The following is a 26,479-nucleotide window of genomic DNA, read 5'->3' on the forward strand; positions in this document are numbered from 1 at the left end:
GTGCTTCACGTACTTCAGGAAGGAGGGCGGCCCACGATGGCCGAGCAGTTCGTCGGGTCCGGCTGGGCGTTCCCGCTGCGGATCGGGCCGACCGGCGGCATCGCCCTGGTCAGTGGTGAGCGCGAGATCGAGGAGGCGATCCGGTTGATCCTGGCCACCGCGCCGGGCGAGCGGCCGATGCGCCCCGAGTTCGGCTGCGCCATCCACGACCTGGTGTTCGCGCCGGTCAACGAGGCCACCGCGGGCCGCATCCAGCACGAGGTGTACACGAGCCTCGACCGCTGGGAGCCGCGGATCGAGGTGAGCGACGTCGAGGTGACCGCGGGCGCCGACCAGGGCGCCCTCTTCATCGACGTCCGCTACGCGATCCGCGGCACCAACAACCCGCGCAGCCTGGTCTTCCCGTTCTACGTCATCCCGTCCCACGACGAGCCGGACTCCCCGGACTCCACGGGTACGGCTTCCGAAAGCGACCGCTGATGGCCCTGCCCTCCCCGAACCTCGACGACCGCCGCTTCCAGCAGTTCGTCGACGACGCCAAGCGCTACATCCAGCAGCGCGCCCCGGAGTGGACCGACCACAACGTCTCCGACCCCGGCGTCACCCTCGTCGAGACGGTCGCGCACATGGCGGACCAGATCGTCTACCGCCTCAACCGGGTCCCCGAGAAGAACCACTTGGCTTTCCTGGACCTGGTCGGCATCACCCTCTTCCCGCCGTCGGCAGCGCGCACGGACGTCACGTTCTGGCTCTCCGCCCCGCAGGAGGAGCCGATCCTGCTCCCCGTCGGCACCGAGGTCGCCACCGTGCGCACCGAGAGCGAGGAGGCGGTCGTCTTCGCCACCGAGCGCGAACTGACCGTCGTCCCTTGCGAGTTGCGGAACCTGGTGGTGCAGCTCAGCGGTGAGCCGGTCAGCGACCGGACCACCGACCTCGCCGAGGGCAAGGACCTGATGTGCTTCGCCGAGGCCACGCGGCCCGGCGACTGCATGCTGTTCGGCCTGAGCGCGGCCGCACCGCACTGCGCGGTCGCGCTGGAGCTGGACAGCCGGGTCGACGGCGTCGGCGTGGACCCGCGGCAGCCGCCGCTGGTCTGGGAGGCGTGGACCGAGGACGGCTGGACGGCGTGCGAGGTCGACCGCGACGGCACCGGTGGCCTGAACCGCCCCGGAGAGGTGATCCTGCACGTCCCCGGCGGCCACACCCTCTCCCGCACCGGTGGCCAGGAGGCCGGCTGGCTGCGCTGCCGGGTCACCGAACCCCTCCCCGGCCAGCCCTTCTACACCACCTCGCCGACCGTCCGCGCCGCCGAGGCCTTCACCATCGGCGGCACCACCGGCGTCGTACACGCCGAGACGGTGTACGACGAGGCGCTCGGCGAGTCGACGGGCCTCCCCGGGCAGCGACTGCGCCTCGCGCACGCCCCGGTCGTGGGCGACACCCCTCCCGTGCTGCTCCAGACCGCCGAGCACGACGGCTGGACCGACTGGGAGGTCGTCACCGACTTCGCCGCGTCCGCCCCGTACGACCGGCACATCACCCTCGACGCCGCCACCGGCGAGATCGCCTTCGGCCCGGCGGTACGGGAACCCGACGGCACCCTGCGCCAGTACGGGGCGGTCGCGCCCAAGGGCGCCGTCATCCGCGCCCGCCGCTACCGCACCGGCGGCGGCCGGGCCGGAAACGTGGCCCGAGGCGCCGTACAGGTCCTGCGCACCTCCGTCCCGTACGTCTCCGAGGTCGTCAACCGCGAGGCCGCGCGCGGCGGCGTCGACGCGGAGACCGTGGAGGAGGCGAAGGTCCGGGCACCCATCACGCTGCGGGCCCAGGAGCGTGCGGTGACCCTGCGCGACTACGAGGAACTCGCCCGCCGCGCCGCCCCCGAGACGGCCCGCATCACCTGCCTGGAGGGCGACGAGGGCGAGCACGGGGCTTACGCGGTACGGGTGTTGGTGGTCCCCCAGGCCGTACCCGACCCCGGCGGCCGCCTCCGCTTCGAGCAACTCGTCCCCGGCGACGCGCTGTTGCGCCGCATCACCCGCCACCTCGACGAACGCCGCCTGATCGGCACGAGGTTGGCGGTGGGCCCGCCCTTCTACCAAGGCGTGACCGTCGTGGCCACCCTGCACGCCTTCCGCGGCGTCGACACCGACCGCGTCCGCCGCCAGGCCCACGACGCCCTCTACCGCCACCTCGACCCGCTCACCGGCGGCGCCGACGGCCGAGGCTGGCCCTTCGGCCGCCCCGTCCAGTCCGGCGAGGTCTTCGCCGTCCTCCAACGCGTCCCCGGCGTAGAACTCGTCGACGAGGTCCAACTCCACCCGGCGGACCCCCTCACCGGCAAACGAGGCGACCCCACCAACCGCATAGACCTCACCCCGCCGTCCCTGGTCTTCTCCTTCGACCACCGGGTCCGAGTGATCGGGGACAAAACGTGATCGGGGCGCAGCCCCGAAAGGGGCGCGGGGCTGTGACATATGCGGCTCCGCCGCGCGGGCGCGACCAGCCACAACGGACCCGCAGCCGCCAACGACCAGCACACCCCGAGCTGTTGGGCGCACCCGGAGGCCACAAATGAGGGGCTCCATAGACGGCCTGGGCTCCTCCGCCCCCATAGCCCACATGCTCCCCGCCGTATTCGCCGACGACGACCTCGCCCAACGCTTCGTCGGCGGTCTGGACGACATACTCGCGCCCATCCTCTCCGCCCTCGACTGCCTGGACTCCTACTTCACCCCGTCCCTCGCCCCCGTCGACTTCACCCGGTGGCTCGCCGGCTGGGTCGGCGCCGAGACCGACGGCACGGAACCGGAAGCCCGCCTGCGCGCCGCCGTCGCCGCCGCCGCGCACCTGCACCGCGTACGCGGCACCCGGCGCGGCCTGTCCGAGGCCGTACGCCTGGTGTTCGGCGTGACCCCGGAGATCACCGAGAGCGGCGCCGCCGCTTGGGACGCCCGCCCCCTCGGCCCGGTCCCCGGCGAACACCGCCCACGCCTCCACGTCGCCCTCCGCCTGCCCGACCCCACCCCCGCGGACGAACACCGGCTGGACACCCTCGTGGCCGCCGCCCGCCCCGCCCACATGCCCTACACGGTCCAGGTGACCGCCGCCGAAAGGATCCCCGAGCAATGACCAGCCAGACCCCCGAAACCGGCCGGGCCGAGAGCTGCGCCGAATGCGGAACCCGCGGGGAGCCCGGCCAGTCCTTCTGCGACGCCTGCGGCGCGGTACTCGGCTGGTCCGGAACCTCCGACCGGACGCCCACGAACCGCACGAGCAGCGGCCCCGCCGACCGCTCGGACGCCGGACGTACGAGTGACGCGGCCCCCGCCCCGGCCCCGGCCCCGGCGGCGGACGCCGGACGCGCGGCGCCCGCCGGCGAGCCCGGCTGGGACGCCTTCGCCCGCCCGGGCGCCGGCACGGGCACAGCCCGTACGGCCCACGACACGGGCCGCGGGGCAACCGGAACCGGCGTCGCCGACCTCGGCACCCCCTCGGCTCCCACCGCAGCCGTCCACTCCTCCCCCACCACCCCCGAACCCACGCCCCCGTCCCCCCGCCCCCACCACGAGGACGAGGACGAGGCCCCCACCAACCGCCTGCCCGCAGCCGACCCCACCCCCGTCCCGAACTCCGCCGACCGGGCCAGGTCCCTCCTAGTCCCCGTAGCCGACCCCGAACCCCGCGCCGCGGCGGAGCCGGCCGTCGCACCCGTGCTGCCGGGCCGCCCCGAGGTGCGGCGCCCCCAAGTCCGTACCCCCGGGCCGGAGTTCGGCACGGAGGGCGGGGTGCCCTGCCCCTGGTGCGGCACACCCACCCGGCCGGACCGGCACTTCTGCGCGCGCTGTGCCATGCCGATGGCCGGCCGCGCTCAGGCACCGGGACGGCTGCCGTGGTGGCGCCGGATGCTGAACGGCCGCAACACGGAGACCCCGTGGGCGGGCGACCGCCCCCGCCTGCGCCGCGGCTTCGGCCGGATCCTGAACTGGGTGGTCGGCGCCCTCGTGATCGGCCTGATCGTCACCCTCGTCTTCTACGCCGACGACGGCTACCAGGCGACCCGCGACCACTTCGCCAAGCGCGCCCAGATCGCCCCGGACACCTTCAAGGCGTCCCGCTCGTACCCCGGCCACAAGCCCCAGCTGGCCTTCGACACCTACAGCAACACGTGGTGGGGCCCGGGCGTCACGGAGTCCGGCGAGGGGGAGTGGCTGGAGGTCCGCTTCGAGCAGCCGACCCGGCTGCTTGACGTGGTCATCATCCCGGGCGTCTCCAAGAAGGCGGACCAGCGCTCGGAGTCGGCCCGCCCGCACCGCATCGAGGCGAAGATCACCGCCGCCGACGGCTCCACCTCCACCAAGATCCTCACCCTCGACCAGACCGCCGGGGCCCAAAGCCGCAAGTTCCGCGTCGGCAACGCCGAGACCGTCCGCTTCACCATCCTCTCCGCCTACGGCGCCGACGCCAAGAAGCAGGTGGCCATAGCCGAGATCGAGTTCTTCGGCCGCTCGAGCAGCAACAGCTGAGCCCCACCCTCGGACTGCACCGCACCGACATACATACCCCTGGAGAAAGTGCGGACCCCACCCGACTAGAAAGCTAGCAATTACTAGGCAATGCTACAGGTGCTCGCACACCCCCAATTCCGGGAGCATCCATGCAGACTCAGGACACCAAGCAGCTCAACGTGCGGCTTCCCGCCGAGTTGGTCGACAAGGCCAAAGCCATAGCGCACGAGCGCGGGATGATGCTCTCTGGCTACATCCGGACCCTGATCGAGCGGGATCTCGAAGGCAAGGAGGCCCCGGACGAGACGGTGCCACCGCATGTACTGGCAGCCGCCAAGGCATTCGCCGAGGCACTGGAGGCCGGGCGCCGCTGATGGAACTCACCGTCGATCTGCGCTGGGCCCTCGTCATCGCGGACCAACTCTCCGACCCACCCGAGGTCGAGGACATCCCCGCCTTGGAAGCCGCGATCGCCCGGCATGCCAGCAAAAACCAGCCCGATGCGGACAATGCCTGGAGAGCGGCCACTCTCGGGCGACCGTGGCCCAGTTACGGCCGTTCGCCTGCCGCAACGAGGAGGTAGCCGCTCTCTACGCCTACGCCTTCATGGTGCAGGCCGGTGAACCGCTCGCCGTTGAGGCACCCCACCTCGTCGGCATGCTCGCGCGCGTCTCGACCACCGAGATCGGCATCGACATGCTGGCCGCCTTCCTGCGCACCGCACGCACCACATGACGAAGGGGTGCCCGCCGTGCCGTACGGCGGGCACCCTCAGTCCCGGCTCACTTGCTCAGGTGGGCCCAGAACTCGTCGAACGACAGGAGCTTGTCGCCGTTGAGGTCGCGGGTGCGGATGATGACCTCCGCCACGGACTCGGTGACGTTCCAGTCGCCCTCCTGGGCCAGGGCGGTCTTGAACTCGGCGGCGGTGATGAACCCGTCACCGTCCGCGTCGATCCGCTGGAACTCCTTGCGCGCTGCCTCGATGTCCGCCACCGATCCGCCCCTTCTTGGTGCCTTGCCCTCTTCCGGGCAGTCCTGCTGACAGTCCTACTGACGCAGGTCAGATTAACCGGCCACACGAGCGCGCAGTGCGGCGACCACCCACGCGAACTCCTCGGTGTGCGCCGAGAGCGGCTCCACGCCCCGCACCCGCGAGGCCAGCTCCCGGAACCGGGCCAGCTCGGCGTGGGCCGCCGACGTGACGCGGTCCAGCAGGTCGGCCCGGTCGGCGTCGCCGAGCAGCCCGCTCAGGATCTCCTCGGCGGCGGGCGAGGCGGGGTCGACGCCCTCCCGCAGCGCCTCCCCCGCGAGCTGCACCAGCCGGCTCATGAACCACAGGGAGGTGCCCGCCGCCACGTCCGGCCCCCGGTCCGCCGCGTTGAACTCGACCGTCTGCCGCATCCGCGCCCGGAACCCCGGGTCCTGGATCATCTCGGCCAGCTCGACCCAGGCGTCCACCTGCTCGGGCGTGGGGTCCTCCGGCAGATCCACGAGGCTGAACCTGAGCCGGGTCCTGATGTCGGGGTCGGCGGTGTCCAGGCCCCCGAAGGTCTCCTCCATGAAGTCGTCGATGATGCGTGTGCGTTCGGCGGCCGACAGCCGCGCCAGTTTGTTCATGAGCGTCATCTCCTCCGCGGTCGAGCCGCGTCGCGCCACGGTCGACAGCACCGCCCGCGTCACCTTCAGCGCCCGGATCCGCGCGTCCAGCGCCACCACATGCGCGGCCGCCACCTCCGCGACCGTCGTCTCGCCCGCGAGCACTCGGCGTACGTGCTCCAGGCCGAGGCCCAGCTCCCGCAGGGTGCGGATGAGTTCGAGCCGGGCCACGGACTCGGCGTCGTACAACCGGTAGCCGCCCGCGCTGCGGGTGACCGGGTGCACGATCCCCTCGTCCGACCAGTAGCGGATCGTCCGCACGGACAGACCGGAGCCGCGGGCGAGCTGCCCGATGGTGAAACGGCCGGTGCCGTCTTCGATCATGTCTGCGAGTGTGGGCCTTCCAGTGGGTGGAGACTCAAGGAGCACGGCGATGGAGAGCTTGCGGGACATTCTGGACGCGGCGGCCCGGGGTGTCTTCCCACCGGCGGACGGCGGTACGACCGTCGTCGCCCAGCACTGCCACCGCGACGCGGGGGTCCTCGCGTTCACCGCCCACTCCGTCGTCTTCACGGATGAGGATCCGGACTGGGTGTACGACACCCTGCGCGGCGTCGACTGCGACGCGCTGGCCGCGACGATGAACCCGCGGTTCCTGGCCGCGTTCATGGAGCGGACGGGTCGCGGGACGGAGACGATCGACGCGATGCTGGTCGGCTCCCCGCTGCCGGGAGAGCCGCCGCTGCCGCTGAAGGAGATCGAGGACGCCGGCCATCCCCGCGTCGTGTACGCCCGCGGACGCCGCGACGAGGTGCGGGCGTGGACGGCGGAGGGCGGGGTGCTCGTGATGGGGCGCGGGATCGGCGGGCGGCTGGAGGTGTCGGTCGAGGTGGATGACGGCGTACGGCACCGGGGGCTGGGGCGGCTGCTCGTGACCGCCGCCCGGCATCTCGTCGCCGAGCCGCTGTGGGCGCAGATCGCGCCGGGGAACGCCCGCAGCACGCGGGCGTTCCAGGCGGCGGGTTATCTGCCGGTGGGCTCCGAGCTACTGCTCAGCGCCCGATAGAGATCAATGCCAGGGCTCGCAGGGCATCAGCGCCAGGGCTCGTAGTGCGGGTTGCTCTCGCACTCGCTCATCTTCTCCGTCTTGGTCTTCTTGTCGACCGGGCAGGCGCCGATGACGAACCGCCGCGCGATGCCGCCGGGGAAGGCGACCTCGACCTGGTCGGCCCACTTGTGCTGGTCGCCGATGGTCTTGTTGACGTCGATGCCGCCGGGGGCGTCGATGTAGTAGTTGTAGCCGGACTTCCACCAGGTCTTGTACAGGTCGTGGTCGTACGTCGTGGAGACGTACGGGGAGGGCTGGTTGACCAGGACGTACTTCTCGATGTCGTACTGGCCGTTGAGGACGTCCCTCGGAAGGAACCCCTTGTCGAAGACGATGTCCGGGCCGCGGCTGTCGGCGCGGTACAGCGTGCCGCAGGTCCTGCGCCAGACCGGGGTGGGGGTGATGCGGTCCACATCGACGCGGCGGTCGGCGGCGGCCTTGACGGGATCGACGAACTGGGGACAGGCGGGCGCCGCCGCTCCGGCGGCCGGCTGGGCCGGAACGGTCGCGGCGGAGGTCGCGAGGACGGCGGACAGGGAGAGGGCGACGGCGACGGCCCGGCGCCGCAGACGAGTTGTGATCATGAAGAGCACGATCTCGGTCGTGTGCGGCCGGGCCGGGGACCGTCACCCGTACGACGGCGTGTCACCCATGTGGCTTTACGTCAGCGGAAGATGCCCGTGTGGCCGAGCGAGTAGCGGCCTGGCTGCGGGTACACCGCGAGGCCGTGCGGGCCGCTGCCGACGGGGATGCGGGCGAGCTGCTTCCCGCTGCGGGTGTCGATGGCGTACACCTCGGAGTCGTAGCGGCCGGAGAGCCAGAGGACCTTGCCGTCGGCGGAGACGCCGCCCATGTCGGGGCTGCCGCCGTCGGGGAGGTGCCACTTCTTGGTGAGCCTGTTCTTGGTGAAGTCGAAGACGGAGACGGAGCCCTCGCCCCGGTTGGAGATGTACATCTCGCGGGAGTCGCGGCCGACGTACAGGCCGTGGGCACCCTTGCCGGTGGGCAGCAGCGTCGGTGTGTCGAACTTGTCGCCGTCGAGGACCCACATGCCGTCGGCCATCATGTCGGCGATGTAGAACCGCTTGCCGTCCGGCGAGATCTTCACGTCCTGCGGCATGGCTCCGTCGAACGGCAGCTTCTGTTGCCCGACGACCTTCATCTTCTCCGTGTCGACCTTCAGCAGCTCGCCGCTGAACTCGCACGACACGATGAAGTACCTGCCGTCGAGCGAGAAGTCGGCGTGGTTGACGCCGTAGCAGGTGACCGGCTCGGTCCTGACGCGCTTCATGGTGTGCGGGTCGCGGAATACGAGTTCGCGGTCGAGGGACGCCATGACGACGGCGTACTTGCCGTTCGGGGTGAAGTACAGGTTGTACGGGTCGTGCACCTCGACCGGCTTGCCCGCCTTCCCCGTCTTCGGGTCGATGGGGGTGAGGGTGTGGCCGCGGTTGTTGTTGACCCACAGGGTCTTCAGGTCCCAGGAGGGCACGACGTGCTGGGGCTGGCGGCCCACGGGGATCGTCTCGATGATCTCGTACGTCTTCGGGTCGATGACGGAGACGGTGTCGGACTCGGTGTTGGGGACGTACACCCGGGACGGGAAGTCCTTGACGACCGGGGAGAGCTTGTTCGGGCGGTCGGCGGCGTAGACGTCCTTCGGGTCGAGCACGGGCGGCATACCGTGCAGACCCTGCACCGCCGACCGCTGCTGCTTCTTCTTCCGCTCGGCGGCTTCGGCGGCCTCCACCGCGGCCTGGGAGGCCCGGGTCCGCTCGGCCTGTTCCTTGGCCTCGGTGCCGCAGGCCGCCACGGCGGAGAGAAGGGCGGCCGCGAGAAGGGCACGCCGCACGAGGTCGCGCTGCCTTGGGGCGCGCGGGATGAGGAGAGAGGGCGTCGTCACGCGCACCATTTATAGAGAGGCTTGGCAGAAAAACTGGCGATTGGTCCGATTGACGGAGGGGCGCGCGAAACACCGACGGCGAACCGGTGACGTACGACGAACCGGTGCTCTACGGCGGACCGGCGACGTGCGACGAACCCTGCGGCCTACCGCTCCGCGACCCTCATCTCGAACCACGTCGTCTTTCCACGCGGTAACAGATCGACACCCCACCGATCCGACAACTCGTCCACCAGGAACAGCCCCCGCCCGCTGATGTCCATCTCCTGCACCGGTATCAGACAGGGCAACCCCCGCGAGGGATCCCGCACCTCGACCCGGATCCACCCCCGCCGCCGCTTCATCCGCAGTCCGAACACCCTCGCCCCGGTGTGCCGTACGGCATTGCCGACGAGCTCGGAGACGAGTAACACCGTGTCCTCGGTGAGCTTGGGCGACAGCCCCCAATGGCGGAGTACGACGACCTGGGCGAGGCGCCGGGCGGTGGCCGCGGACTCGGGGCGGGACGGCAGCGGGACCTCCGCCTCCGTGGGGTTGCCGAACAACTCCAGCGCCTTCAGCGCCCGTTCGTCCTCGATCGCAGGCGACCAACGCGCCGCGGTCGCTCTCGCGTGCCGCCGCGGCTGTTCGATGCCCTCCAGCCCCGCCATGCCCCCATCATGGCCGCCCGGAGCGCGGTTCGGGGCCGTTCCGCAGGAATACAACCCCCGGAACCAACCATTCCGGGAGTTTCGCATGGCATATTCCATAGGCATTCCATGCCCCGCGACAACCTGCCTGAGCTGTGCGAACCAGCTGAACTTGCGTCAACGCGACGAGCCTTGGGCAAGCATTCCTCAAGGCTGCCTCAGGGCTCGGACAAACCGCTCCTTCGGGGGACGCGGGTAACACATCGCGTCAACTGCACGTGGGTCAGAGGAACTTCGCCTTGCCCGGACCCTCCTCCACGAAGCTCCGCATCCCGCGCTCGCGGTCCTCCGTGGCGAACAGCGCCGAGAACCAGTTCCGCTCGATCGCGAGTCCGGTCTCCAGGTCGGTCTCCAGACCCGCGTCGATCGACTCCTTTGCCGCCCGCAGCGCGATCGCCGGCCCCTGGGCGAGCTTGGCGGCCCACGCGTGGGCCTGCGTGTAGACCTCGTCGGCCGGGACGACCCGGTCCACCAGGCCGAGTGCGAGCGCCTCGTCCGCCTTGACCATACGGCCGGTGAAAATCAGGTCCTTGGCCCTGGAGGGGCCGATGAGGCGGGACAGCCGCTGAGTGCCGCCCGCGCCCGGGATCAGGCCGAGCTGGATCTCCGGCTGGCCGAGCTTCGCGTTCTCGGCGGCGATGCGGTAGTCCGCGCACAGGGCGAGCTCGCAACCGCCGCCCAGCGCATAGCCGGTGACAGCGGCGACGACCGGCTTGGGGATACGGGCCACGGCGGTGAAGGACTCCTGCAGGGGCCGGGACCACGCGATCATCGCCGCGTGGTCCATGGCCTGCATCTCCTTGATGTCCGCGCCGGCCGCGAACACCTTCTCGCCGCCGTGGACGACGACCGCCCGTACGTCGTCCCGGTGCGTGGCCTCCTCGGCCGCGTCCTTGAGGCCGGTCTGCATGGCCTTGTCCAGGGCGTTCATGGGCGGGCGGTCGAGACGGATGGTGCCTACGCCTTCGGCGACTTCCAGATGCACGGTCATGCTCCGCAGGTTAACCGTGACTAACGTCGTTGGTGAAGTGCGGGTGCTTTGTGGTTGCTCGCGCAGTTCCCCGCGCCCCTTGAGGGCGCGGGTGCCACCCGGCAGTTACCAGGCTCCCTACGCCTTCCACTTGTCCCACGACATGTTCCAGCCGTTGTAGCCGTTGTCCGGGTCCACGATGCGGTCGTTGGAGTTCTTGACGACCACCACGTCGCCGACCATCGAGTTGTCGAAGAACCACGCGCCCGGCGCGCCGCGGTCGTAGCCGCCGCGGGTGTCGCGCAGGCCGATGCAGCCGTGGCTGGCGTTGTAGTTGCCGAAGGCGCCGCCGCCCCAGTAGTTGCCGTGGATGAAGGTGCCGGAGGTGGTCAGGCGCATCGCGTCCGGCACGTCCTTGATGTCGTACTCGCCGCCGTAGCCGACCGTCTCGCCGTTCATGCGGGTCACGCGGAGGCGCTCGCTGATGACCATCTGGCCGTTCCAGGTCTCCATGCCGGGCTGGCCGGTGGTGACGGGGATGGTCTTGATGACCTTGCCGTCGCGGGCGACCTTCATCGTGAGCTTCTTGACGTCGACCGTGGAGACCTGGCTGCGGCCGATGGTGAAGGAGATCTTCTTGTTCTGCTCGCCGTAGACGCCGTCGCGGCCCTCGACGCCGTCGAGGTTGAGGTCGACGGTGACCTTCGTACCGGCCTTCCAGTACTTCTCGGGACGGAAGTCGAGACGGTCGTTGCCGAACCAGTGGCCCGCGACCTCGACGGCCGGCTCGGTCTTGATGGTGATGGCCTTCTCGACGTCCTCGGGGGCCGTGATGCCGCGGGTGAATCGGATCGAGAACGGCATGCCGACGCCGACCTTGGAGCCGTCCTCGGGAGTGAAGATGCCGACGAACGTGTTCTTCGGGGTGAGGGTGGTGAAGGTCGAGTCCTCGGCCGCCTCACGCCCCTCGGAGTCCTCGGCGACGGCGTGCACCTTGTACTCGGTGGCCGAGTTGAGGTGGATGGACGGCGTCCAGCTGGCGCCGTCGCCGGATATCTCCCCGGCTATCTTCTCGCCCTTGTCGTTCTCGACCGTGACCTCGGACAGCTTGCCCTTGGCGGCGGTCACCTTGAGGGCGCCGCTGGTGGCCACGTCATCGGCGCCGTTCTTCGGGGCGATGGAGACCACCGCTTCCGAGGCCTTGGTGGCCGCCTTGTCGGACGCGCTCTTGTCCGAGCCCTTCGCCTTGTCGCTGTCGGAGCCCGAAGCTCCGCTTCCGCTGCACGCGGTGACGGCGAGCATCATCAGGCCGAGCAGTAGTGCCAACAGCCCCTTGTTCACACGTGTCCGTGCGCCAACCGACGCCCCCGATATCGGTCGCCCGTTCAAGTTCCAGTCTCCCCTCGCACGGCCTGATCAGGCCCGCACCCCTACGCGCGACGTGCGCGTACGCACGTACATTAACCAGATGATCGGGTTGGATGGTCTTGGGGAAGGTCACCGTTCAGTCCCAACTTGGGCTATGTCGAACTACTTCACCGCAGCACCCGCTTTCCATTCCTTCCAGCCCATGTTCCACCCGCCGAGGCCGTTGTCGGGAGCGACCTTTTTGTCGTTGCTGTTGACCACTTCGACGACATCGCCGACGAGGCTGCGGTCGAAGAACCAGCCCGCCGGGGTGTGCGAACTGCCGCCCTTCACATCGCGCAGACCGACGCAGCCGTGGCTGACGTTGGCCCGGCCGAAGATGTCCTGGGCCCAGTAGTTGCCGTGCAGGAAGGTGCCGGAGGTGGTCAGGCGCATGGCGTGCGGGACGTCCGGGATGTCGTACTCGCCCTTGCCGTCGGCCTTCTTGAAGCCGACGGTGGCGCCGTTCATCCGGGTCACCTCGAGCATCTCGGTGACGACCATCTTCCCGTTGTACGTCGTCGTCCTGGGCGCCCCCGCCGTGATGGGCAGCGTGGCGAGCACGCCGTCGCCGCGCTCGACGCGCATGGTGTGTCTGGCCGCGTCGACGAGGCTGACCTGGTGGCGGCCGATGGTGAAGGAGAAGGTCTTGTACTGCTGGCCGTAGACGCCGGGCGCGCCCTCCACGTCCCGCAGCCGCAGGCCGACGGTGACCACGGTGCCGGGCCTCCAGTAGTGCTCGGGGCGGAAGTCCAGACGGCCCTTGCCGAACCAGTGCGGGCGGACCTCGACGGCGGGCCGCGTGGTGATGTCGACGGCGCGTTCGACGGCCGCGCGGTCCTCGATGTCCCGGTTGAACCCCAGGGAGACGATCATCCCGGTGCCGACGGTGGCCCGGTTCTCGGGGGTGACGTACGCGACGAAGCGCTCCTCGGGGACGTACGTCGTGAAGGTGACGTGCCGTGCCGAGCGGCGGCCGTGGCCGTCCAACGCGACGGCGTCGACGGTGTATTCGGCGGCGAGCGCGAGCTTCTGTGAGCCGGTGGGGCGCCAGGTCAGCCCGTCGGCGGACAGGCGGCCCGGTACGGGTGACTTCTGGGCGTCCTGGGACTTCACGACCTTGACCGACTCCAGGCGCCCGCTGGGCACCCGGACTTCGAAGCGCTGCTCCGGGCGCACGCCCTTGCTGCCGCCCTCCGGTGTGACCCGGATCGTGTCGTCGGATGCTTTTCCGCTGGTCAGTGGCGATCCGGCGGTGCAGCCCGCGGCTGAAGCCAGCAGGCCGGCCCAGATCAGTACGGCGGTCAGCGGGGCACCGGCCCGGCGCGCGTGCGTCTGTGCGTGGTTCACGTGCGGCCCAACGACGGCGCACGCCCCCGGGAAACGTGAGTGCGAGGCGTGGTGTGGGCAGAACCCTTGGGAGGACGACGCGACGGGGAGCAGTGATCGGGACATCAGGGCTTCTCGTTCCTCCTTCTGTCGCCCCACCGAGCCGCGGGAGGCCTGACGTGTCGAGCGCAGCCGAGCAGGAGGCAGTGCAGGAGACAGCGCCGGATACGCGTGCGGTACCGGCCGCGCGTCGGGCCGCCGTGCCGGTCGGCGGGCAGAGCGGGGCGGAATCCGCGAAACCCGTGTGGCCCGGGGCGCCGACGCCGCTCGGCGCGCGGTTCCGGGTGGGGCCGGACGGGGTCGCCGGGACCAACTTCGCGCTGTGGGCGGGCGGGGCGGAGGCCGTCGAGCTGTGCCTGTTCTCCGAGGACGGTGAGGAGACCCGGCTGCGGCTCGGCGAGCTGACCCACGAGATCTGGCACGGCTTCGTGCCCGGCGTCCTCCCCGGCCGGCGGTACGGCTACCGCGTGCACGGCCGCTGGGACCCCTGGACCGGCGCCCGCTGGAACCCGGCGAAGCTCCTCCTCGACCCGTACGCCCGTGCCGTGGACGGCGAGTTCAGCCTGCCGCCGGAGGTGTACGGGCATGTCCGGGACTGGCCCGATCAGCATGTCGCCGACACCGTGCGCGACGACCGGGACTCGGCGCCGTATGTCCCGAAGGGTGTCGTCGTGCACGACGACGCCCCCGACGACGAGTGGATGGACGACCGCCGCCCCAAGACGCCGTGGGCGGACTCGGTCATCTACGAGCTGCACGTCCGCGGATTCACGCGGTCGCATCCCGGCATCCCCGAGGAACTGCGCGGCACGTACGCGGGGCTCGCGCATCCGGCGGCCATCGAGCACCTGGTGAAGCTGGGCGTGACGGCGGTGGAGCTGCTGCCCGTGCACCAGTTCGCCCACGAGGACCATCTGCTGCGCCGGGGCATGCGGAACTACTGGGGCTACAACTCGATCGGCTACTTCGCCCCGCACGCGGCGTACGCGGCGTCGGGCACGGGCGGGCAGCAGGTCGGGGAGTTCAAGCGGATGGTGCGGGCGCTGCACGCCGCCGGGATCGAGGTCGTCCTCGACGTGGTCTACAACCACACGGCGGAGGCGGACGAGCGCGGGCCGAGCCTGTCGCTGCGGGGCATCGACAACCGGGGCTACTACCGGCTGCAGAACGACGCACGTCACTACGCGGACTACTCGGGCTGCGGGAACACGCTCCATGTGGTCCAACCCCATGTGCTGCGGCTGATCACGGACTCGCTGCGGTACTGGGTGACCGAGATGGGTGTCGACGGCTTCCGCTTCGATCTGGCGGCGGCGCTGGCCCGCTCCATGCACGACGTCGACATGCTGTCCCCGTTCCTCGCCGTCATCGCCCAGGACCCCGTCCTGCGCCGGGTGAAGCTGATCGCCGAGCCGTGGGACGTGGGCTCCGGCGGCTACCAGGTCGGCGCCTTCCCTCCCCTGTGGACGGAGTGGAACGACCGCTACCGGGGTGCTGTACGGGACTTCTGGCGGGGCGCGCTGCCGGACGTACGGGACCTCGGGTACCGGCTGTCGGGGTCGAGCGACCTGTACGCCTGGGGCGGGCGGCGGCCGTACGCCTCGGTCAACTTCATCACCGCGCACGACGGTTTCACGCTGCGCGACCTGGTGTCGTACGAGCGCAAGCACAACGAGGCGAACGGGGAGGCCAACCGGGACGGCTCGGACGACAACCGGTCCTGGAACTGCGGGGCCGAGGGCGAGACGGACGACGAGCGGGTACGGGCGCTCAGGCGGCGGCAGTTGCGGAACCTCATGACCACGCTGCTGCTGTCGACGGGGGTGCCGATGCTGGTCGCCGGGGACGAGATGGGGCGGACGCAAGGGGGCAACAACAACGCGTACTGCCAGGACAACGAGATCAGCTGGGTGGATTGGGGCCTGCTGGAGGATCCGGGCTGGAAGGCGTTGTTCGACCTGACCGCACGTCTGATCGCGCTCCGGCACGAGCATCCGGTGCTGCGGCGGCGGGCCTTCTTCTCCGGGCGGGCCCATTCGGCGGACGGGTTGCGGGACTTGGCGTGGTTCACGCCTCGCGGGAGTGAGATGACGGAACGGGACTGGTACGCGCCGGCGGCGACCCTCGGTATGTATTTGTCCGGCCGCGACATCCCGGGGCGGGACGCGCGCGGTGCGCCGATCGTCGACGACAGCTTTCTCGCGGTGCTGCACGCGGGGGATCGTCCGGTGAGTTTCGTACTGCCGGGGGCGCCGTGGGCGGAGCGGTATGAGGTTGTGGTGGACACGGCGCGGGAGGAGCAGGGGGAGGGGGCGGGGGTGGTGCATCGGGCGGGGGAGGCGGTGATGGTGCCGGGGCGGTGTGTGTTGTTGCTGCGGGTGGTTGAGTGAGGGGTCTTTTTTGCCCCCCCTTCGCCCCCCGCGGAGAGCTCGGTCCAGTCGGTGTGTTGGCGGGTGCGGGTGGGTGGGGTTGTTCGCGCAGTTCCCCGCGTGTCTTTTAGGGGCGCGGGGAACTGCGCGAGCAACCCACCACAACCCGCGCGCGCGAACTCACCCCACCGAGCTAGCCAAGGATTCCCCGTTGGTATGCCGTCGCTACGGCTGCCGCTCGGTCCTTGACGCCCAGTTTGGCGTAGAGGTGGGTGAGGTGGGTCTTTACGGTGGCCTCGCTGATGAAGAGTTCGCGTGCGATCTCGCGGTTGGACGTGCCCTTGGCTACCAGGGCCAGCACCTCGCGCTCGCGGGCGGAGAGGGGCTCGTTGCGGGGAGCGCCGGGGCCGCGGACCGCGGAAACCAGGCGGGAGGCGACGGCCGGCGAGAGCACCGTGCGGCCTTCCGCTGCCGCTCGGACCGCGTTGAACAGGTCGTCGCGTGGGGCGTCCTTCAGGAGATAGCCCGTGGCGCCTGCCTCGATGGCGGGGAGGGTGTCGGAGTCCGTGTCGTAGGTCGTCAGGACGAGGACCTTCGCGCGGGCGCCGCCGCGGGTCAGCTCGCGGATGGCGGCCACCCCTCCGCCGCCCGGCATGCGCAGGTCCATCAGGATCACGTCGGGGTCGAGTCCGGCGGCCTTCTCGACCGCCTCCACGCCGTTCGCCGCCTCGTCGAGGACGCGGAAGCCGGGGGCGGCCTCGAACATGCCGCGCAGGCCGTCCCGTACGACGGGATGGTCGTCGACGATGAGGAGGGTGATCGGCGCGTCATCGGTCATGGCGGACCAACGGTACGCGAGCCGACAGCGCCGTGCCCTGTCCCGGCTCGGACTCGACGGTGAAGGAGCCGGCGATGCGTTCGGCGCGGGCGCGCATGCCGTCGAGGCCGAAGCCGCCGGTGTGGGTGCGTTCGGGGACGGTGAGGGGGTCGAAACCCCGGCCGTCGTCTCGGATGTCGAGGATGACGTCGTCGCCGAGGAAGGTCAGGGTGACGCCTACGCGGGTCGCGTGGGCGTGGCGGGCGGCGTTGGACAGGGCCTCCTGCGCGATGCGCAACAACGTGGCGGAGACCTCGTCGTGGAGTTGCTCGGCGGTGCCGGTGACGGTGAACTCGGCGCGTATGCCGGTGCGTTCGCTCCATTCGGCGACCGTGTTCTTCAGCGCCTCGGGCAGTCCGTCGTTCTCCAAGGCCACGGGGGCGAGGTTGTGCACGGAGCGGCGGGCCTCGCCGAGGCTGTCGCGGGCCAGGGCCATCGCGGCCGCCACGTGCGTACGGGCCCGGTCGGGCTCGGGGGTGTTGGTCACGACCTGGAGCTGGGCGATGATCCCGGTCAGGCCCTGCGCGATGGTGTCGTGGATCTCGGCGGCCAGGCGCCGGCGCTCGTCGGCGACCCCGGCCTCGCGGGCCTGGACGAGGAGTTGGGTGTGGAGGGCGGCGTTCTCGTCGAGGGCCTGTTGCAGGGCGGTGTTGGCGCGTTCGAGTTCGGCGATGGTCTCGGTGCGCTCGTGGGCCCGCTGCTCCTCCTGCTCGGTGAGATGGGCGACCACCATCTGCAGGCCGGAGTTGGCGGCCAGGAGGGCGGCGAAGACGATCCAGTGGACCGGGCCCGTCGGTGGCAGTCCACTGGACTGCGCGCCCGCCACGGTGACCGCGCTGGCGAACAGTCCGAGCCGGCGCCACCTGCCCGGGACCAGCTCGTCGGCGTCCATGTAGCCGGTGGCCGCGTAGAACGCGAAGAACGGGTTGATCCAGGTCAGGACGAAGGCGATCACCCAGCGGACGATGTAGTAGACCGTCCCGGTCCGGGACGGGGCCCTGCCGCAGTCGGTCCGGCGGGGACGGGTGCCGTGCCACCACAGCTGGAGCGCGATCGCGGCGGCGACCAGGGCCCCCGCGACGTACCGCTCGGTGGGGTCGTCCATCAATTCGCTGGTGGCGACGGCGAGGACGACGCTGACTCCGAGCAGTCCGTACGGCCCCCAGCTGCGCAGCTGTTCCCAGCGCTGCTCGATCTGCCTGTCCGCCGCGGTCATCTCCCCAGTCTGCATGGCCCCTTGCCTACTCCCAGCGGAACCAGCGCGAGGCGGCGAACGTGAGCAGCACCGTCCAGACCGCGAGCACACCGAGGTGGCCCCAGCCGGGCCAGTCACCCGCCGCCGCCTCGTTCAGCGCCTGCGCGGCCGCGCCGAACGGGGTGAGGCCCGCGGACCGGGCCAGTACGTCCGGCATGGTCTGCACCGGCATCCACACACCCGCGCAGAACATCGCCGGGAAGACCACGACGGACCCGATCGCCGCCGAGATCTTCGTGGTGCGGGAAAGCGCGGAGATCACGGCGCCCAGGGCCAGGGCGACCAGGACGGCCAGAAACAGGGCGACGCCGTAGCCGAAGGGCTGCTCGGGCAGCCGTACGTCGAAGGCGAGCCGGCCGACCGCGAGGACGAGCAGCGCCGACACCAGGGCGGCACCCCCGTACAGGAACATCTGCGCGGAGAGCAGGATGGCGGGCCGGACCGGTGTCGTGGACATCCGGCGCAGAACGCCGCGCTCGCGGTAGCCGGTGAGGGTCTGCGGCATCGCCTGCACCCCGCCGACGATCAGGCCGAGCAGCACGCTCACCGGGACGTAGCCGTCGACCGGGCGCAGTCCGTCGAAGACCGGGTCGGCCTCGCGGAAGAACGGGATCGAGCCGAGGATCACCAGCAGGGTGGTCGGGAACACCAGTATCCAGAAGAGACTGCCGGGTTCCCTGCGGAAAAGGCGGACCTCGCTCCTCAGTACGGCGGTGTTCACAAGTACGGTGTTCATGCCGCTGTCTCCTTCGTCCGGTGCGTCTCCTGCGTCTCCCCGGTGAGGTCGAGGAACGCGTCGTCCAACGTGGCGTCGGTGACGCGGAGTTGATGGGCCGTGATGTGATGGCGGGCGAGGAGGGTGAGCACGGCGTTCACGGTCTCGTCGGTGCCGGAGAGGGTGATACGGCCGTCCTTGTTGTCGATCGCCGCGAGCGCGGGCAGCGTGTTCAGGTCACCGTCGTCGAACGGGGTGGAGGGCGTGAAGCTGATGACGGTGGCACCCGCCGAGCGCCGGATGAGGCCGGCCGGGGTGTCCAGGGCGGCCACCCGCCCCTTGTCGATCACGGCGATCCGGTCGCAGAGCCGCTGCGCCTCCTCCATGAAGTGGGTGACGAGCAGGACGGTGACGCCGTCCGCCCGGATGTCCTCGATGAGCTGCCAGGTGTCCCGGCGGGCGCGCGGGTCGAGGCCGGTCGTCAGCTCGTCCAGGACGACGATCCGGGGGTCGCCGATCAGGGCGAGCGCGATGAACAGGCGCTGCTTCTGACCACCGCTCAGCTTGCCGAACGGGGTGGTGAGCCGCTCGGTGAGGCCGAGGCGTTCGGCGAGCGGGCGCCAGTCGGCCGGGGCCGGGTAGAAGCCGGCGTACAGCTCCAGCGCCTCGCGGACGGTGAGCTTGGGTTGCAGTTCGCTCTGCTGGAGCTGGGCACCGAGGACACGGGCGACGCGCTCGTGGTCGGCGATCGGGTCGAGGCCGGTGACGCGGACGCGGCCCGCGTCGGGGACGCGCAGGCCCTCGACGCACTCGACGGTGGTGGTCTTGCCGGCGCCGTTCGGGCCGAGGATCCCGAAGATCTCGCCCTCCTCGACGGCGAACGAGACACCGTCGACGACGGCCCGTCCGCCGTAGGACTTGCGCAGGTCGACTACTTCGACGACAGGTGTGGAGGTCATGCTCCGAAGAATCCCGGCGGGGCGGGCCGCGGCACATCGGCCATCGCGCTCGAAGGCGCATCAGCCGATCGGTTGACGGCATGGTACGACCAGCACGGTACGGCCAGGTCGTAGGACCGATGGCCGAGCCCGGTCCGGCCAAAACTCGGTGGGCGTTGTCAGTGCCGATCCGTAGGCTCGCAGCTGATGCCCACGACACGTGCAACCGCCGAAGAAGCCGACCAAGAGACAGAGATCAAGGACCGTTCCGCCGTACGCACGCTGCTGCGGCTGTGGCCGTATGTGCGGCCCGTGCGGGCGCGGCTGTTCACCGCCGCGTTCGTCGCGATCATCGCCTCGTGTGTGGGGCTGGTCATCCCGCTCGTCCTGAAGTGGATGGTGGACGGGCCGGTCGCGGACCGGGATCTGGCAGGCGTGTGGCTCGGGGCGTTGTATCTGCTGCTGCTCGGGCTCACCGAGGCGCTGCTGTTCGGGCTGCGGCGGTGGCTGATCGCGCGGCCGCTCGCCGGGGTCGAGGCGTCGATGCGCGCGGATCTGTACCGGCATCTGCAGCGGCTGCCGGTCGCCTTCCACGATCGGTGGGCCTCGGGGCAGTTACTGTCGCGCGGCACGACGGATCTGATGCTGCTGCGGATGTTCCTCGCCTTCCCGCTGACATTCCTGCTGGTCAACGCGGTGACCATCCTCGTCGGCGTGATCATCATGCTGGGGCAGGACTGGACGCTCGGGCTGATCATCCTCGGTCCCGCCGTGCCGGTGGTCGTCACCTGCGTGGTCTTCGAGAAGAAGTACGCCGCCGTGGCGCGGCTCGCGCAGGACCAGGTGGGCGACCTGACGACGGTCGTCGAGGAGAGCGTGCTCGGGATCCGCATCATCAAGGGGTTCGGGCGGCACCGGAGCCAGGCCCGGGCCTTCCGGGAACTATCGCGGACGCTGCGGGGCACGGAACTGCGCAAGGCGCGACTCCTCTCCACCATCTGGGGCGTCATCGTGACGCTCCCCGAACTGGCGATCGGGGCGGCGCTGATCGTGGGTGTGGTGCAGGTCGCCGACGGGGAGCTGTCGGCGGGCACGCTGGTCGCCTTCCTGTCCACGGCTCTCGCACTGCGGTGGCCCGTCGACTCCATCGGCTTCCTGCTCGCGATGAGCCAGGAGGCGGCGACGGCGACGGAGCGGTACTTCGAGGTGATGGACGCGAAGCCGGAAACCGCTCCAGCTGCGGGCAGTCGTGCCGCTGGGGCGGCGCCCGTCCCACAGAGAGCGGCACCTCCCAGCGAGCAGCGCCCCCACGCAGCCGCCGGCAGCAGCACCGAGCAACTGGGCGGCCTACAGTTCCTCGGCGTCCGGTTCCGTTACCCCGATGCTCCCGCCGATACGACACCCATCCTCGACCACATCGACCTCCACATCCGCCCCGGCGAATCCATGGCCCTGGTCGGCGCCACCGGCTCCGGCAAGACGACGCTCACCGCCCTCGTCCCCCGCCTGCACGAGCTGACGAGCGGCCGGATCACCCTGGACGGCGAGGACATCACCGAGATGTCAAGGGAAGAGCTGCGCGCCAAGGTGTCCGTGGCATTCGAGGAGCCGACCCTCTTCTCCGCGACCGTCGGCGAGAACGTCCTCATGGGCGCCCGCCCCGACGCGGACACCCCCGACCTGGACCGCGCCCTGGCCATCGCCCAGGCGGACTTCGCGCACGCCCTCCCCCAGGGCACCGCCACCCAGGTGGGCGAGCAGGGCCTCAGCCTCTCCGGCGGCCAGCGGCAGCGGCTGGCGCTCGCGCGGGCGGTGGTGGGCCGGCCCCGCTTCCTGGTCCTCGACGACCCGCTGTCGGCCCTGGACGTCCACACGGAGGCCGCGGTCGAGGCCGCGCTGCGCCGCGTACTCGCGGAGACGACCGCGCTGATCGTGGCGCACCGCCCGTCGACGGTCCTGCTCGCCGACCGCGTGGCCCTGCTCTCGGGTGGCCGGATCGCCGCGGTCGGCACCCACCACGAACTGCTGCGCACGAACGCCGAGTACGCGCATCTGATGTCCGGGACCGAGGAGTCCGAGCCGACGAAGGAATCCGAACAAGCCGAGGAGGTCGCCCGATGACGGCGCCCACGACCACCGCGCCGGCCCCCGACGACAACGACAACAACGCCGACTCACACGGCCCGCAGCCGCACAAGGGCGACCCCTTCGACCGGGATGCCCTACCCACTCCCCCGGGCGCCACCCTCACCCTCCTCCGCTCCCTCCTCGCGCCGATGAAGGCCCGCGTGGTGATGACCAGTGTGCTGCTCCTGCTCCAGCAGGCGGCGGTGCAGGCGGGCCCGCTGCTGGTGGCGTACGCGATCGACAGTGCCGTACCGGCGTTCCGGGACGGCCGGCACGGGCCGCTGGTCGCGGTGGCGGTCGGGTATCTGCTGTGCGCGGTGGCGGCGGGCGGGTTGCAGTACGCGTTCATCAGGGCGTCCGCGCGGGTGAACCAGGATGTGCTGCTCGATCTGCGCGGCCGGATCTTCCGGCACGCGCAGGCGCTGAGCATCGACTTCCACGAGCGGTACACCTCGGGCCGGCTCATCTCCCGTTCCACCACGGACGTGGAGTCGCTGCGCGAACTGCTCAACGAGGGGCTGCAGGAACTCGTCGGCGTGATCCTCGCCTGCGCCTACATCTCGGCGATGCTGCTCTGGCTGGACCTGGGCCTCGGTGCGGCGGCGCTGGCGTCGTTCGTGCCGCTGTACGGGCTGGTGCGGTCGTACCGGCGCCGCGCGGCGAGCGTCTACGCCGCCCGGTCGACGGCGATCGCCGCGGTGATCGTGAAGTTCGCGGAGACGATGAACGGCATCCGACCGGTACGGGCGTTCCGCCGGGAGGCCGTGAACGACGCGGAGTTCGGGCGCCTGAACCGGCACCACGAGCGCACCAACGGCGACGCCATCCTGGAGATGGCCCGCTATGTGGTCTGCTCCCGTGTCGTCGCGAACGTCACGGTGGCGGCGATCGTGCTGTGGGGCGCCTACCGGGTGGCGTCTCAGTCGCTGGCGCTGGGTGTGCTGGCGGCCGCGGTGCTGTATCTGCGGCGCCTGTACGACCCGATCGACCGGCTCGGCATGTTCCTCAACTCGTACCAGTCGGCGGCGGCGTCACTGGAGAAGATCGCGGGTCTCCTCGCCCAGACCCCGTCGGTCCCGGAGCCGGCCGAGCCGAGGGAACTGCCTCCCCCGGCCTCCGAACTCCCTGGCCGGGAGGTCGTGTTCGAGGGCGTGACGTTCGCGTACCGCACCGGCGGCGAGGTCCTGCCCCGCTTCGACCTCACCCTCCCGGCGGGCAGCACGGTCGCGGTGGTCGGCTCCACCGGCGCCGGCAAGTCGACCCTCGCCAAACTGCTGGCCCGCTTCTACGACCCCACGGCCGGCCGGGTCCTGCTCGACGGCGTCGACCTGCGCGACCTCGCCGTGCCCGAGCTGCGGCGCGGGGTGGTCATGGTCACCCAGGAGTCGTTCCTGTTCTCCGGCACGGTCGCCGAGAACATCGCCATCGGCCGCCCCGACGCGACCCGCGAGGAGATCGAGCGGGCCGCCAAGGCCATCGGCGCCCACGACTTCATCACCGCCCTGCCCGAGGGCTACGACACCGACGTACGCAAACGCGGCGGCCGCATCTCCGCCGGCCAACGCCAACTGGTCGCCTTCGCCCGCGCGTTGCTGGCCGACCCCGCCGTCCTCATCCTCGACGAGGCCACCAGCTCCCTGGACATCCCCGGCGAACGGTCCGTCCAGCGCGCGATGTCCACGGTCCTGCGCGGCCGCACGGCGGTGGTGATCGCCCACCGTCTGTCGACGGTCGAGATCGCGGACAGAGTGCTTGTGATGGAACAGGGCCGGGTGGTGGAGGACGGCACCCCGGCGGAACTCATCACCGGAACAGGCCGCTTCGCGGACCTGCACCAGGCGTGGAGGGACAGCTTGGCGTAGGTGTTGACAATGTAGGTTCCGCGTTTTGATGGACACCGTCCATGCGAAACGGACAGTGATTGGGCACTTTCGCCGTTCCGTGGGCACTGACTGCGGTCAGTAACTACGGTCGCCCCTATGGTTGTTCAGAGTCCAGTGCGGTCCGGCAAGAAGAGTGCGTCGGCCACGGCGTCGATCCGGTATGACGACACGTCGGTGCGCAAGGTCCCCTTCAGGGATCTACGTTTGGCGGACTTCACCTGATCGGTGCCGTGGCGGAGTTTTCGCTCCGTCCAGGGCCAGACGCACCACTCGGGACGATACGCATCGGCGACGATGGCTGGGCCCGTCGGCTACGAGAGCCGGCTGGAGTTAGCCCGGCTGCTCCTGGCCGACATGGATCCGGCGGTACGCGGAATCTACGCCCAGCCGTGTCATCTGACAGCCCGGGTCGGAGATCGCGTTCGTCGCCATGTTCCGGACTTCCTGCTGGTCATGGCGTCAGGGACAGTACGTGTGGTCAACGTCAAACCAGCAGACCGGCTCGCCGATCCGAAGATCGTGGAGGCTCTGGCCCGGCCAGGGGAATTAATCGAGCGGCATGGCTGGGAGTACGAGATCTGGTCCGGGGCGGATCGCACGCTCGTGGAGAACGTCCGCTTCCTGGCGGCATACCGCCGACCTGGGGTGGTCCCCGAGGCCGACATCGAGCGGGCTTGGCAGACCGTCCGGGACGGGGACCAGCTCGCGGACGCTGAGCGGCGTCTGGCCGCCGGGCGCCCCGACTACGAGGCACGGCCACCTTTGCTGGCTCTGGTGTGGTCAGGGCGGCTGACCACTGATCTGTCCCGTCCGCTCAGTGGCGACTGGGTCCTGCGGAGGTCCGCGTGAACACCTGGACTACACCGCTTCGGACAGGCCTGCCGCTGACCTATGACGGCGAGCAGTTCACCATCGCGGAGATCGAAGGCCGCCGTATTCTCCTGCAGCAGATCTCGGCGGAAGGCCGTCCCACGTGGCGGCAGATCGATCTGTCGGTGCTGATTGGCCCATCCCTCCACCGAGTTCTTGGTGGAAACTTCGCCCGCACAGATGGCGGTCGCAGCGACGCTGGGTGAGCTCAGCATTGCTGAGGACGATGCGCTCACCGTCCGGTTCCGGCACGTCCAGGAAGTGCGGCCCAGTTACCAGTTGGGCTCTGCCGAGATGGCATTGGAGGGTGAACCACGGTCTGACTACGCGCCGGGAGTGCCCTTGATGCACCGGTACGAGGCAAAGGCTGCGGAGCTCGGCGTCAGCGTGACCACGGTGCGCCGGTGGTCCAGGATCCGAAGCAGCCACACCTGTGGCACACCCTGGACTGGGAACACGCCCCGGCATTGAACGGACCGGCCAGCCTGGAGGCGTTGAAGTACGCGCGCCGGATCGCGGCCAGGACGCATCGTTTCCCGGACACCAAACGCGCCCTGATCGAGTTGCTGGAACGCTGGGGGGCCGGGCTGACCGAGGACCGGACGGAACGGCGCATGGCGGTGCGCGGTGGCGTCCCGCCAAGTGGTGTAGCGGATCAAGGCGCCGGAATCCGCAGGTCATCGGCGCGGTTCGGGGCCGCGCATGGTCTGACGGCTGGTCAGCCGCTGTGCGATCCGGGCGCCGTGTCCGGTGGGGTGGCCGACGCGCGGCTTACCGGAACGCGTCGAGCAAGGTCGCTTACACCACGAAGCGGGACGCGACCCGGTGCGCTTGTCGCAGGACCGTCTGCGGCTGGTCGGCGAAGACGACCCCGAAGCCGACGAGATCGCCGAGCTTCCCTCCGTGCGCCGTCTGGCAGCGCTCAGTTCGCCCGACGCGGGAGCGGGCCAGGAGTCGGCACCGGATTTGCAGGTGGTCGCGCCCGCGGATGAGGACCTGGGCGGGGACGACGACGAGGACGAGGAGTGCGAGGCGGTCCCGGCAGACGAGGAGACCGCCGTCCTGGTTGATGAGGATGAGTACTACGCCGATGTCTGGGAGAGCCGTTGAGTACATCCGAGGGCCCCGCACCGTTCGAAGGCGACGACCGCCAGTACTCCCCCACCCGCCTTCCGGGCTGGCTGCAGGAGGTCAACGGCCGTGACCGGGTTCGGCCCGAACAGCACACCAGAGCTCAGCTGGCCGACCTTTCACCGAGGGCGCTCTTGGTACACAACGACAACCGAGCGGTCTGGCACGCCAACATCGGCCCCATCGGCACTCCGCAGCTCATCGCCCTGAACGAGTCCCTGGCGGAAATCGTCGAGTCGAACCGGCAGGACGGCGACAAAACCAAGCCGGCCGCGCTGTTGGATGCCTACCCAGGGCTGGGCAAGAGCACCGCGGTGCGGGCCTACGGCCGTGCGATGTTCCGCAAGCAGGTCGACCTGCGCGGGGACACCACCCCGAGCGGGCACCGCAGAGTGCCCATCATCTACATCGCGCTGAGACCTCGTGAACAAACTGATCGTCGAGGGCGGGTGGGAATCGGCGAAGTGACGTGCACGGCCAGGACCTCTTGGTAGCAACTGCGGTGTCGAAGCCCAGCCGCGCCAAGAGGTCCTGTCATGCCGTTGTACGCCCCTGCCGCCCCCGCTGTCGCCCCGAATGGGCAAGTTGACTGCCCGTGCCTGGCCTGCCGGTTCGGTCACGGGCCGCCGTCATCCAGCCCGGTCCCGCCGCTACACCTCGGACACCACGGACGTGGAGTGGCAGGTCATCGCGGCGGTGCTGCCATGGCCGGCATGGCTGGACGGCAACGGCGGGCGGCCGG

General features: G+C 70.4%; 26 protein-coding genes. 14 read left to right on the top strand and 12 right to left on the bottom strand.

Annotated elements, in window-relative coordinates; genetic code table 11:
• Nucleotides 1–36 precede the first annotated feature (36 nt).
• From F3T56_RS32285 to F3T56_RS32310, 6 genes are all read left to right on the top strand, one after another.
• Nucleotides 37–480 (top strand): GPW/gp25 family protein, encoded by a 444-nt coding sequence (locus tag F3T56_RS32285; protein WP_149828896.1) that lies wholly within the window; start codon nucleotides 37–39, stop codon nucleotides 478–480.
• Complete coding sequence (locus tag F3T56_RS32290) at nucleotides 480–2,438, top strand: putative baseplate assembly protein (protein ID WP_149828897.1); 1,959 nt, start codon at nucleotides 480–482, stop codon at nucleotides 2,436–2,438. The genes F3T56_RS32285 and F3T56_RS32290 overlap by 1 nt, the downstream gene beginning before the upstream one ends.
• Before the next feature lie 136 nt (nucleotides 2,439–2,574).
• Entirely contained in the window at nucleotides 2,575–3,132 is a 558-nt protein-coding gene (locus F3T56_RS32295) for a phage tail protein (RefSeq protein WP_149828898.1), read from the top strand.
• Nucleotides 3,129–4,526: an NADase-type glycan-binding domain-containing protein gene (locus tag F3T56_RS32300; protein ID WP_149828899.1), complete on the top strand. Its 1,398-nt coding sequence runs from the start codon at nucleotides 3,129–3,131 to the stop codon at nucleotides 4,524–4,526. Before F3T56_RS32295 ends, F3T56_RS32300 begins: the two co-directional genes overlap by 4 nt.
• Before the next feature lie 131 nt (nucleotides 4,527–4,657).
• A complete protein-coding gene (locus F3T56_RS32305) occupies nucleotides 4,658–4,882 on the top strand; it encodes a hypothetical protein (protein WP_149828900.1) in 225 nt (74 codons plus the stop codon).
• Nucleotides 4,883–5,048: 166 nt separating this feature from the next.
• Nucleotides 5,049–5,243, top strand: coding sequence for a hypothetical protein (locus F3T56_RS32310; RefSeq protein ID WP_149828901.1), 195 nt, complete (start codon nucleotides 5,049–5,051; stop codon nucleotides 5,241–5,243).
• 47 nt (nucleotides 5,244–5,290) lie between these two features.
• Here the strand turns inward: F3T56_RS32310 and F3T56_RS32315 are convergent, their stop codons facing one another.
• Together F3T56_RS32315 and F3T56_RS32320 are read right to left on the bottom strand one after the other, a co-directional pair.
• Complete coding sequence (locus tag F3T56_RS32315; RefSeq protein ID WP_086800233.1) at nucleotides 5,291–5,503, bottom strand: EF-hand domain-containing protein; 213 nt, start codon at nucleotides 5,501–5,503, stop codon at nucleotides 5,291–5,293.
• Between the two features lie 72 nt (nucleotides 5,504–5,575).
• A complete protein-coding gene (locus F3T56_RS32320) occupies nucleotides 5,576–6,490 on the bottom strand; it encodes a MerR family transcriptional regulator (RefSeq protein WP_149828902.1) in 915 nt (304 codons plus the stop codon).
• A gap of 49 nt (nucleotides 6,491–6,539) precedes the next feature.
• Between F3T56_RS32320 and F3T56_RS32325 the strand changes: the two genes are divergently transcribed.
• Nucleotides 6,540–7,172 (top strand): GNAT family N-acetyltransferase, encoded by a 633-nt coding sequence (locus F3T56_RS32325; protein WP_149828903.1) that lies wholly within the window; start codon nucleotides 6,540–6,542, stop codon nucleotides 7,170–7,172.
• A 26-nt stretch (nucleotides 7,173–7,198) separates the two neighbouring features.
• Here F3T56_RS32325 and F3T56_RS32330 read toward each other — a convergent pair whose 3' ends face one another.
• From F3T56_RS32330 to F3T56_RS32355, 6 genes are all read right to left on the bottom strand, one after another.
• Nucleotides 7,199–7,798, bottom strand: a complete 600-nt coding sequence (locus F3T56_RS32330) for an ADP-ribosyltransferase (RefSeq protein ID WP_149828904.1) — start codon at nucleotides 7,796–7,798, stop codon at nucleotides 7,199–7,201.
• A gap of 80 nt (nucleotides 7,799–7,878) precedes the next feature.
• On the bottom strand, nucleotides 7,879–9,117 hold the full coding sequence (locus F3T56_RS32335) for a YncE family protein (RefSeq protein WP_246204101.1): 1,239 nt from the start codon (nucleotides 9,115–9,117) through the stop codon (nucleotides 7,879–7,881).
• A 146-nt stretch (nucleotides 9,118–9,263) separates the two neighbouring features.
• Nucleotides 9,264–9,767, bottom strand: a complete 504-nt coding sequence (locus F3T56_RS32340) for an ATP-binding protein (protein ID WP_172639240.1) — start codon at nucleotides 9,765–9,767, stop codon at nucleotides 9,264–9,266.
• Nucleotides 9,768–10,029: 262 nt separating this feature from the next.
• Nucleotides 10,030–10,797 (bottom strand): enoyl-CoA hydratase/isomerase family protein, encoded by a 768-nt coding sequence (locus F3T56_RS32345; RefSeq protein WP_149828907.1) that lies wholly within the window; start codon nucleotides 10,795–10,797, stop codon nucleotides 10,030–10,032.
• A gap of 117 nt (nucleotides 10,798–10,914) precedes the next feature.
• Nucleotides 10,915–12,165 (bottom strand): L,D-transpeptidase, encoded by a 1,251-nt coding sequence (locus F3T56_RS32350; RefSeq protein WP_172639241.1) that lies wholly within the window; start codon nucleotides 12,163–12,165, stop codon nucleotides 10,915–10,917.
• A 141-nt stretch (nucleotides 12,166–12,306) separates the two neighbouring features.
• Entirely contained in the window at nucleotides 12,307–13,533 is a 1,227-nt protein-coding gene (locus F3T56_RS32355; protein WP_149828908.1) for a L,D-transpeptidase, read from the bottom strand.
• A 158-nt stretch (nucleotides 13,534–13,691) separates the two neighbouring features.
• Between F3T56_RS32355 and glgX the strand changes: the two genes are divergently transcribed.
• Nucleotides 13,692–15,962, top strand: a complete 2,271-nt coding sequence (gene glgX / locus F3T56_RS32360) for a glycogen debranching protein GlgX (RefSeq protein ID WP_172639242.1) — start codon at nucleotides 13,692–13,694, stop codon at nucleotides 15,960–15,962.
• Between the two features lie 172 nt (nucleotides 15,963–16,134).
• Here glgX and F3T56_RS32365 read toward each other — a convergent pair whose 3' ends face one another.
• From F3T56_RS32365 to F3T56_RS32380, 4 genes are read right to left on the bottom strand one after another with little or no spacing between them, the layout of a single operon-like run.
• A complete protein-coding gene (locus F3T56_RS32365; RefSeq protein ID WP_149828910.1) occupies nucleotides 16,135–16,779 on the bottom strand; it encodes a response regulator in 645 nt (214 codons plus the stop codon).
• On the bottom strand, nucleotides 16,769–18,034 hold the full coding sequence (locus F3T56_RS32370) for a sensor histidine kinase (protein WP_149828911.1): 1,266 nt from the start codon (nucleotides 18,032–18,034) through the stop codon (nucleotides 16,769–16,771). The genes F3T56_RS32365 and F3T56_RS32370 overlap by 11 nt, the downstream gene beginning before the upstream one ends.
• A 25-nt stretch (nucleotides 18,035–18,059) precedes the next feature.
• Entirely contained in the window at nucleotides 18,060–18,809 is a 750-nt protein-coding gene (locus F3T56_RS32375; RefSeq protein WP_149828912.1) for an ABC transporter permease, read from the bottom strand.
• Entirely contained in the window at nucleotides 18,806–19,747 is a 942-nt protein-coding gene (locus F3T56_RS32380) for an ABC transporter ATP-binding protein (protein ID WP_149828913.1), read from the bottom strand. Before F3T56_RS32380 ends, F3T56_RS32375 begins: the two co-directional genes overlap by 4 nt.
• A gap of 186 nt (nucleotides 19,748–19,933) precedes the next feature.
• On the opposite strand from F3T56_RS32380, the gene F3T56_RS32385 reads away from it, so the two are divergent.
• From F3T56_RS32385 to F3T56_RS32410, 6 genes are all read left to right on the top strand, one after another.
• Nucleotides 19,934–21,847, top strand: coding sequence for an ABC transporter ATP-binding protein (locus F3T56_RS32385; RefSeq protein ID WP_149828914.1), 1,914 nt, complete (start codon nucleotides 19,934–19,936; stop codon nucleotides 21,845–21,847).
• Entirely contained in the window at nucleotides 21,844–23,715 is a 1,872-nt protein-coding gene (locus F3T56_RS32390; protein ID WP_149828915.1) for an ABC transporter ATP-binding protein, read from the top strand. The genes F3T56_RS32385 and F3T56_RS32390 overlap by 4 nt, the downstream gene beginning before the upstream one ends.
• A 246-nt stretch (nucleotides 23,716–23,961) precedes the next feature.
• On the top strand, nucleotides 23,962–24,585 hold the full coding sequence (locus tag F3T56_RS32395) for a TnsA-like heteromeric transposase endonuclease subunit (RefSeq protein ID WP_246204103.1): 624 nt from the start codon (nucleotides 23,962–23,964) through the stop codon (nucleotides 24,583–24,585).
• The gene (locus F3T56_RS32400) at nucleotides 24,582–24,812 is read left to right on the top strand and encodes a hypothetical protein (protein ID WP_149828916.1); all 231 of its coding nucleotides are present in this window, start codon (nucleotides 24,582–24,584) and stop codon (nucleotides 24,810–24,812) included. The genes F3T56_RS32395 and F3T56_RS32400 overlap by 4 nt, the downstream gene beginning before the upstream one ends.
• Nucleotides 24,813–25,437: 625 nt before the next feature.
• Complete coding sequence (locus tag F3T56_RS32405; RefSeq protein WP_246204104.1) at nucleotides 25,438–25,716, top strand: hypothetical protein; 279 nt, start codon at nucleotides 25,438–25,440, stop codon at nucleotides 25,714–25,716.
• Nucleotides 25,713–26,231: a hypothetical protein gene (locus tag F3T56_RS32410; RefSeq protein ID WP_246204106.1), complete on the top strand. Its 519-nt coding sequence runs from the start codon at nucleotides 25,713–25,715 to the stop codon at nucleotides 26,229–26,231. Before F3T56_RS32405 ends, F3T56_RS32410 begins: the two co-directional genes overlap by 4 nt.
• Nucleotides 26,232–26,479 lie beyond the last annotated feature (248 nt).

Origin of the sequence: Streptomyces tailanensis, assembly GCF_008386495.1 — a bacterium.
Classification (GTDB): domain Bacteria; phylum Actinomycetota; class Actinomycetes; order Streptomycetales; family Streptomycetaceae; genus Streptomyces; species Streptomyces tailanensis.

What these genes read in the sequence shown, in the direction of transcription:
- F3T56_RS32290 (WP_149828897.1), top strand. Translation starts at nt 480, where the DNA reads ATGGCCCTGCCCTCCCCGAACCTCGACGACCGCCGCTTCCAGCAGTTC.
- F3T56_RS32340 (WP_172639240.1), bottom strand. Translation starts at nt 9,767, where the DNA reads ATGGCGGGGCTGGAGGGCATCGAACAGCCGCGGCGGCACGCGAGAGCG.
- F3T56_RS32380 (WP_149828913.1), bottom strand. Translation starts at nt 19,747, where the DNA reads ATGACCTCCACACCTGTCGTCGAAGTAGTCGACCTGCGCAAGTCCTAC.
- F3T56_RS32390 (WP_149828915.1), top strand. Translation starts at nt 21,844, where the DNA reads ATGACGGCGCCCACGACCACCGCGCCGGCCCCCGACGACAACGACAAC.
- F3T56_RS32305 (WP_149828900.1), top strand. Translation starts at nt 4,658, where the DNA reads ATGCAGACTCAGGACACCAAGCAGCTCAACGTGCGGCTTCCCGCCGAG.
- F3T56_RS32285 (WP_149828896.1), top strand. Translation starts at nt 37, where the DNA reads ATGGCCGAGCAGTTCGTCGGGTCCGGCTGGGCGTTCCCGCTGCGGATC.
- F3T56_RS32325 (WP_149828903.1), top strand. Translation starts at nt 6,540, where the DNA reads ATGGAGAGCTTGCGGGACATTCTGGACGCGGCGGCCCGGGGTGTCTTC.
- F3T56_RS32320 (WP_149828902.1), bottom strand. Translation starts at nt 6,490, where the DNA reads ATGATCGAAGACGGCACCGGCCGTTTCACCATCGGGCAGCTCGCCCGC.
- F3T56_RS32330 (WP_149828904.1), bottom strand. Translation starts at nt 7,798, where the DNA reads ATGATCACAACTCGTCTGCGGCGCCGGGCCGTCGCCGTCGCCCTCTCC.
- F3T56_RS32345 (WP_149828907.1), bottom strand. Translation starts at nt 10,797, where the DNA reads ATGACCGTGCATCTGGAAGTCGCCGAAGGCGTAGGCACCATCCGTCTC.
- F3T56_RS32300 (WP_149828899.1), top strand. Translation starts at nt 3,129, where the DNA reads ATGACCAGCCAGACCCCCGAAACCGGCCGGGCCGAGAGCTGCGCCGAA.
- F3T56_RS32295 (WP_149828898.1), top strand. Translation starts at nt 2,575, where the DNA reads ATGAGGGGCTCCATAGACGGCCTGGGCTCCTCCGCCCCCATAGCCCAC.
- F3T56_RS32365 (WP_149828910.1), bottom strand. Translation starts at nt 16,779, where the DNA reads ATGACCGATGACGCGCCGATCACCCTCCTCATCGTCGACGACCATCCC.
- F3T56_RS32385 (WP_149828914.1), top strand. Translation starts at nt 19,934, where the DNA reads ATGCCCACGACACGTGCAACCGCCGAAGAAGCCGACCAAGAGACAGAG.
- F3T56_RS32375 (WP_149828912.1), bottom strand. Translation starts at nt 18,809, where the DNA reads ATGAACACCGTACTTGTGAACACCGCCGTACTGAGGAGCGAGGTCCGC.
- F3T56_RS32370 (WP_149828911.1), bottom strand. Translation starts at nt 18,034, where the DNA reads ATGACCGCGGCGGACAGGCAGATCGAGCAGCGCTGGGAACAGCTGCGC.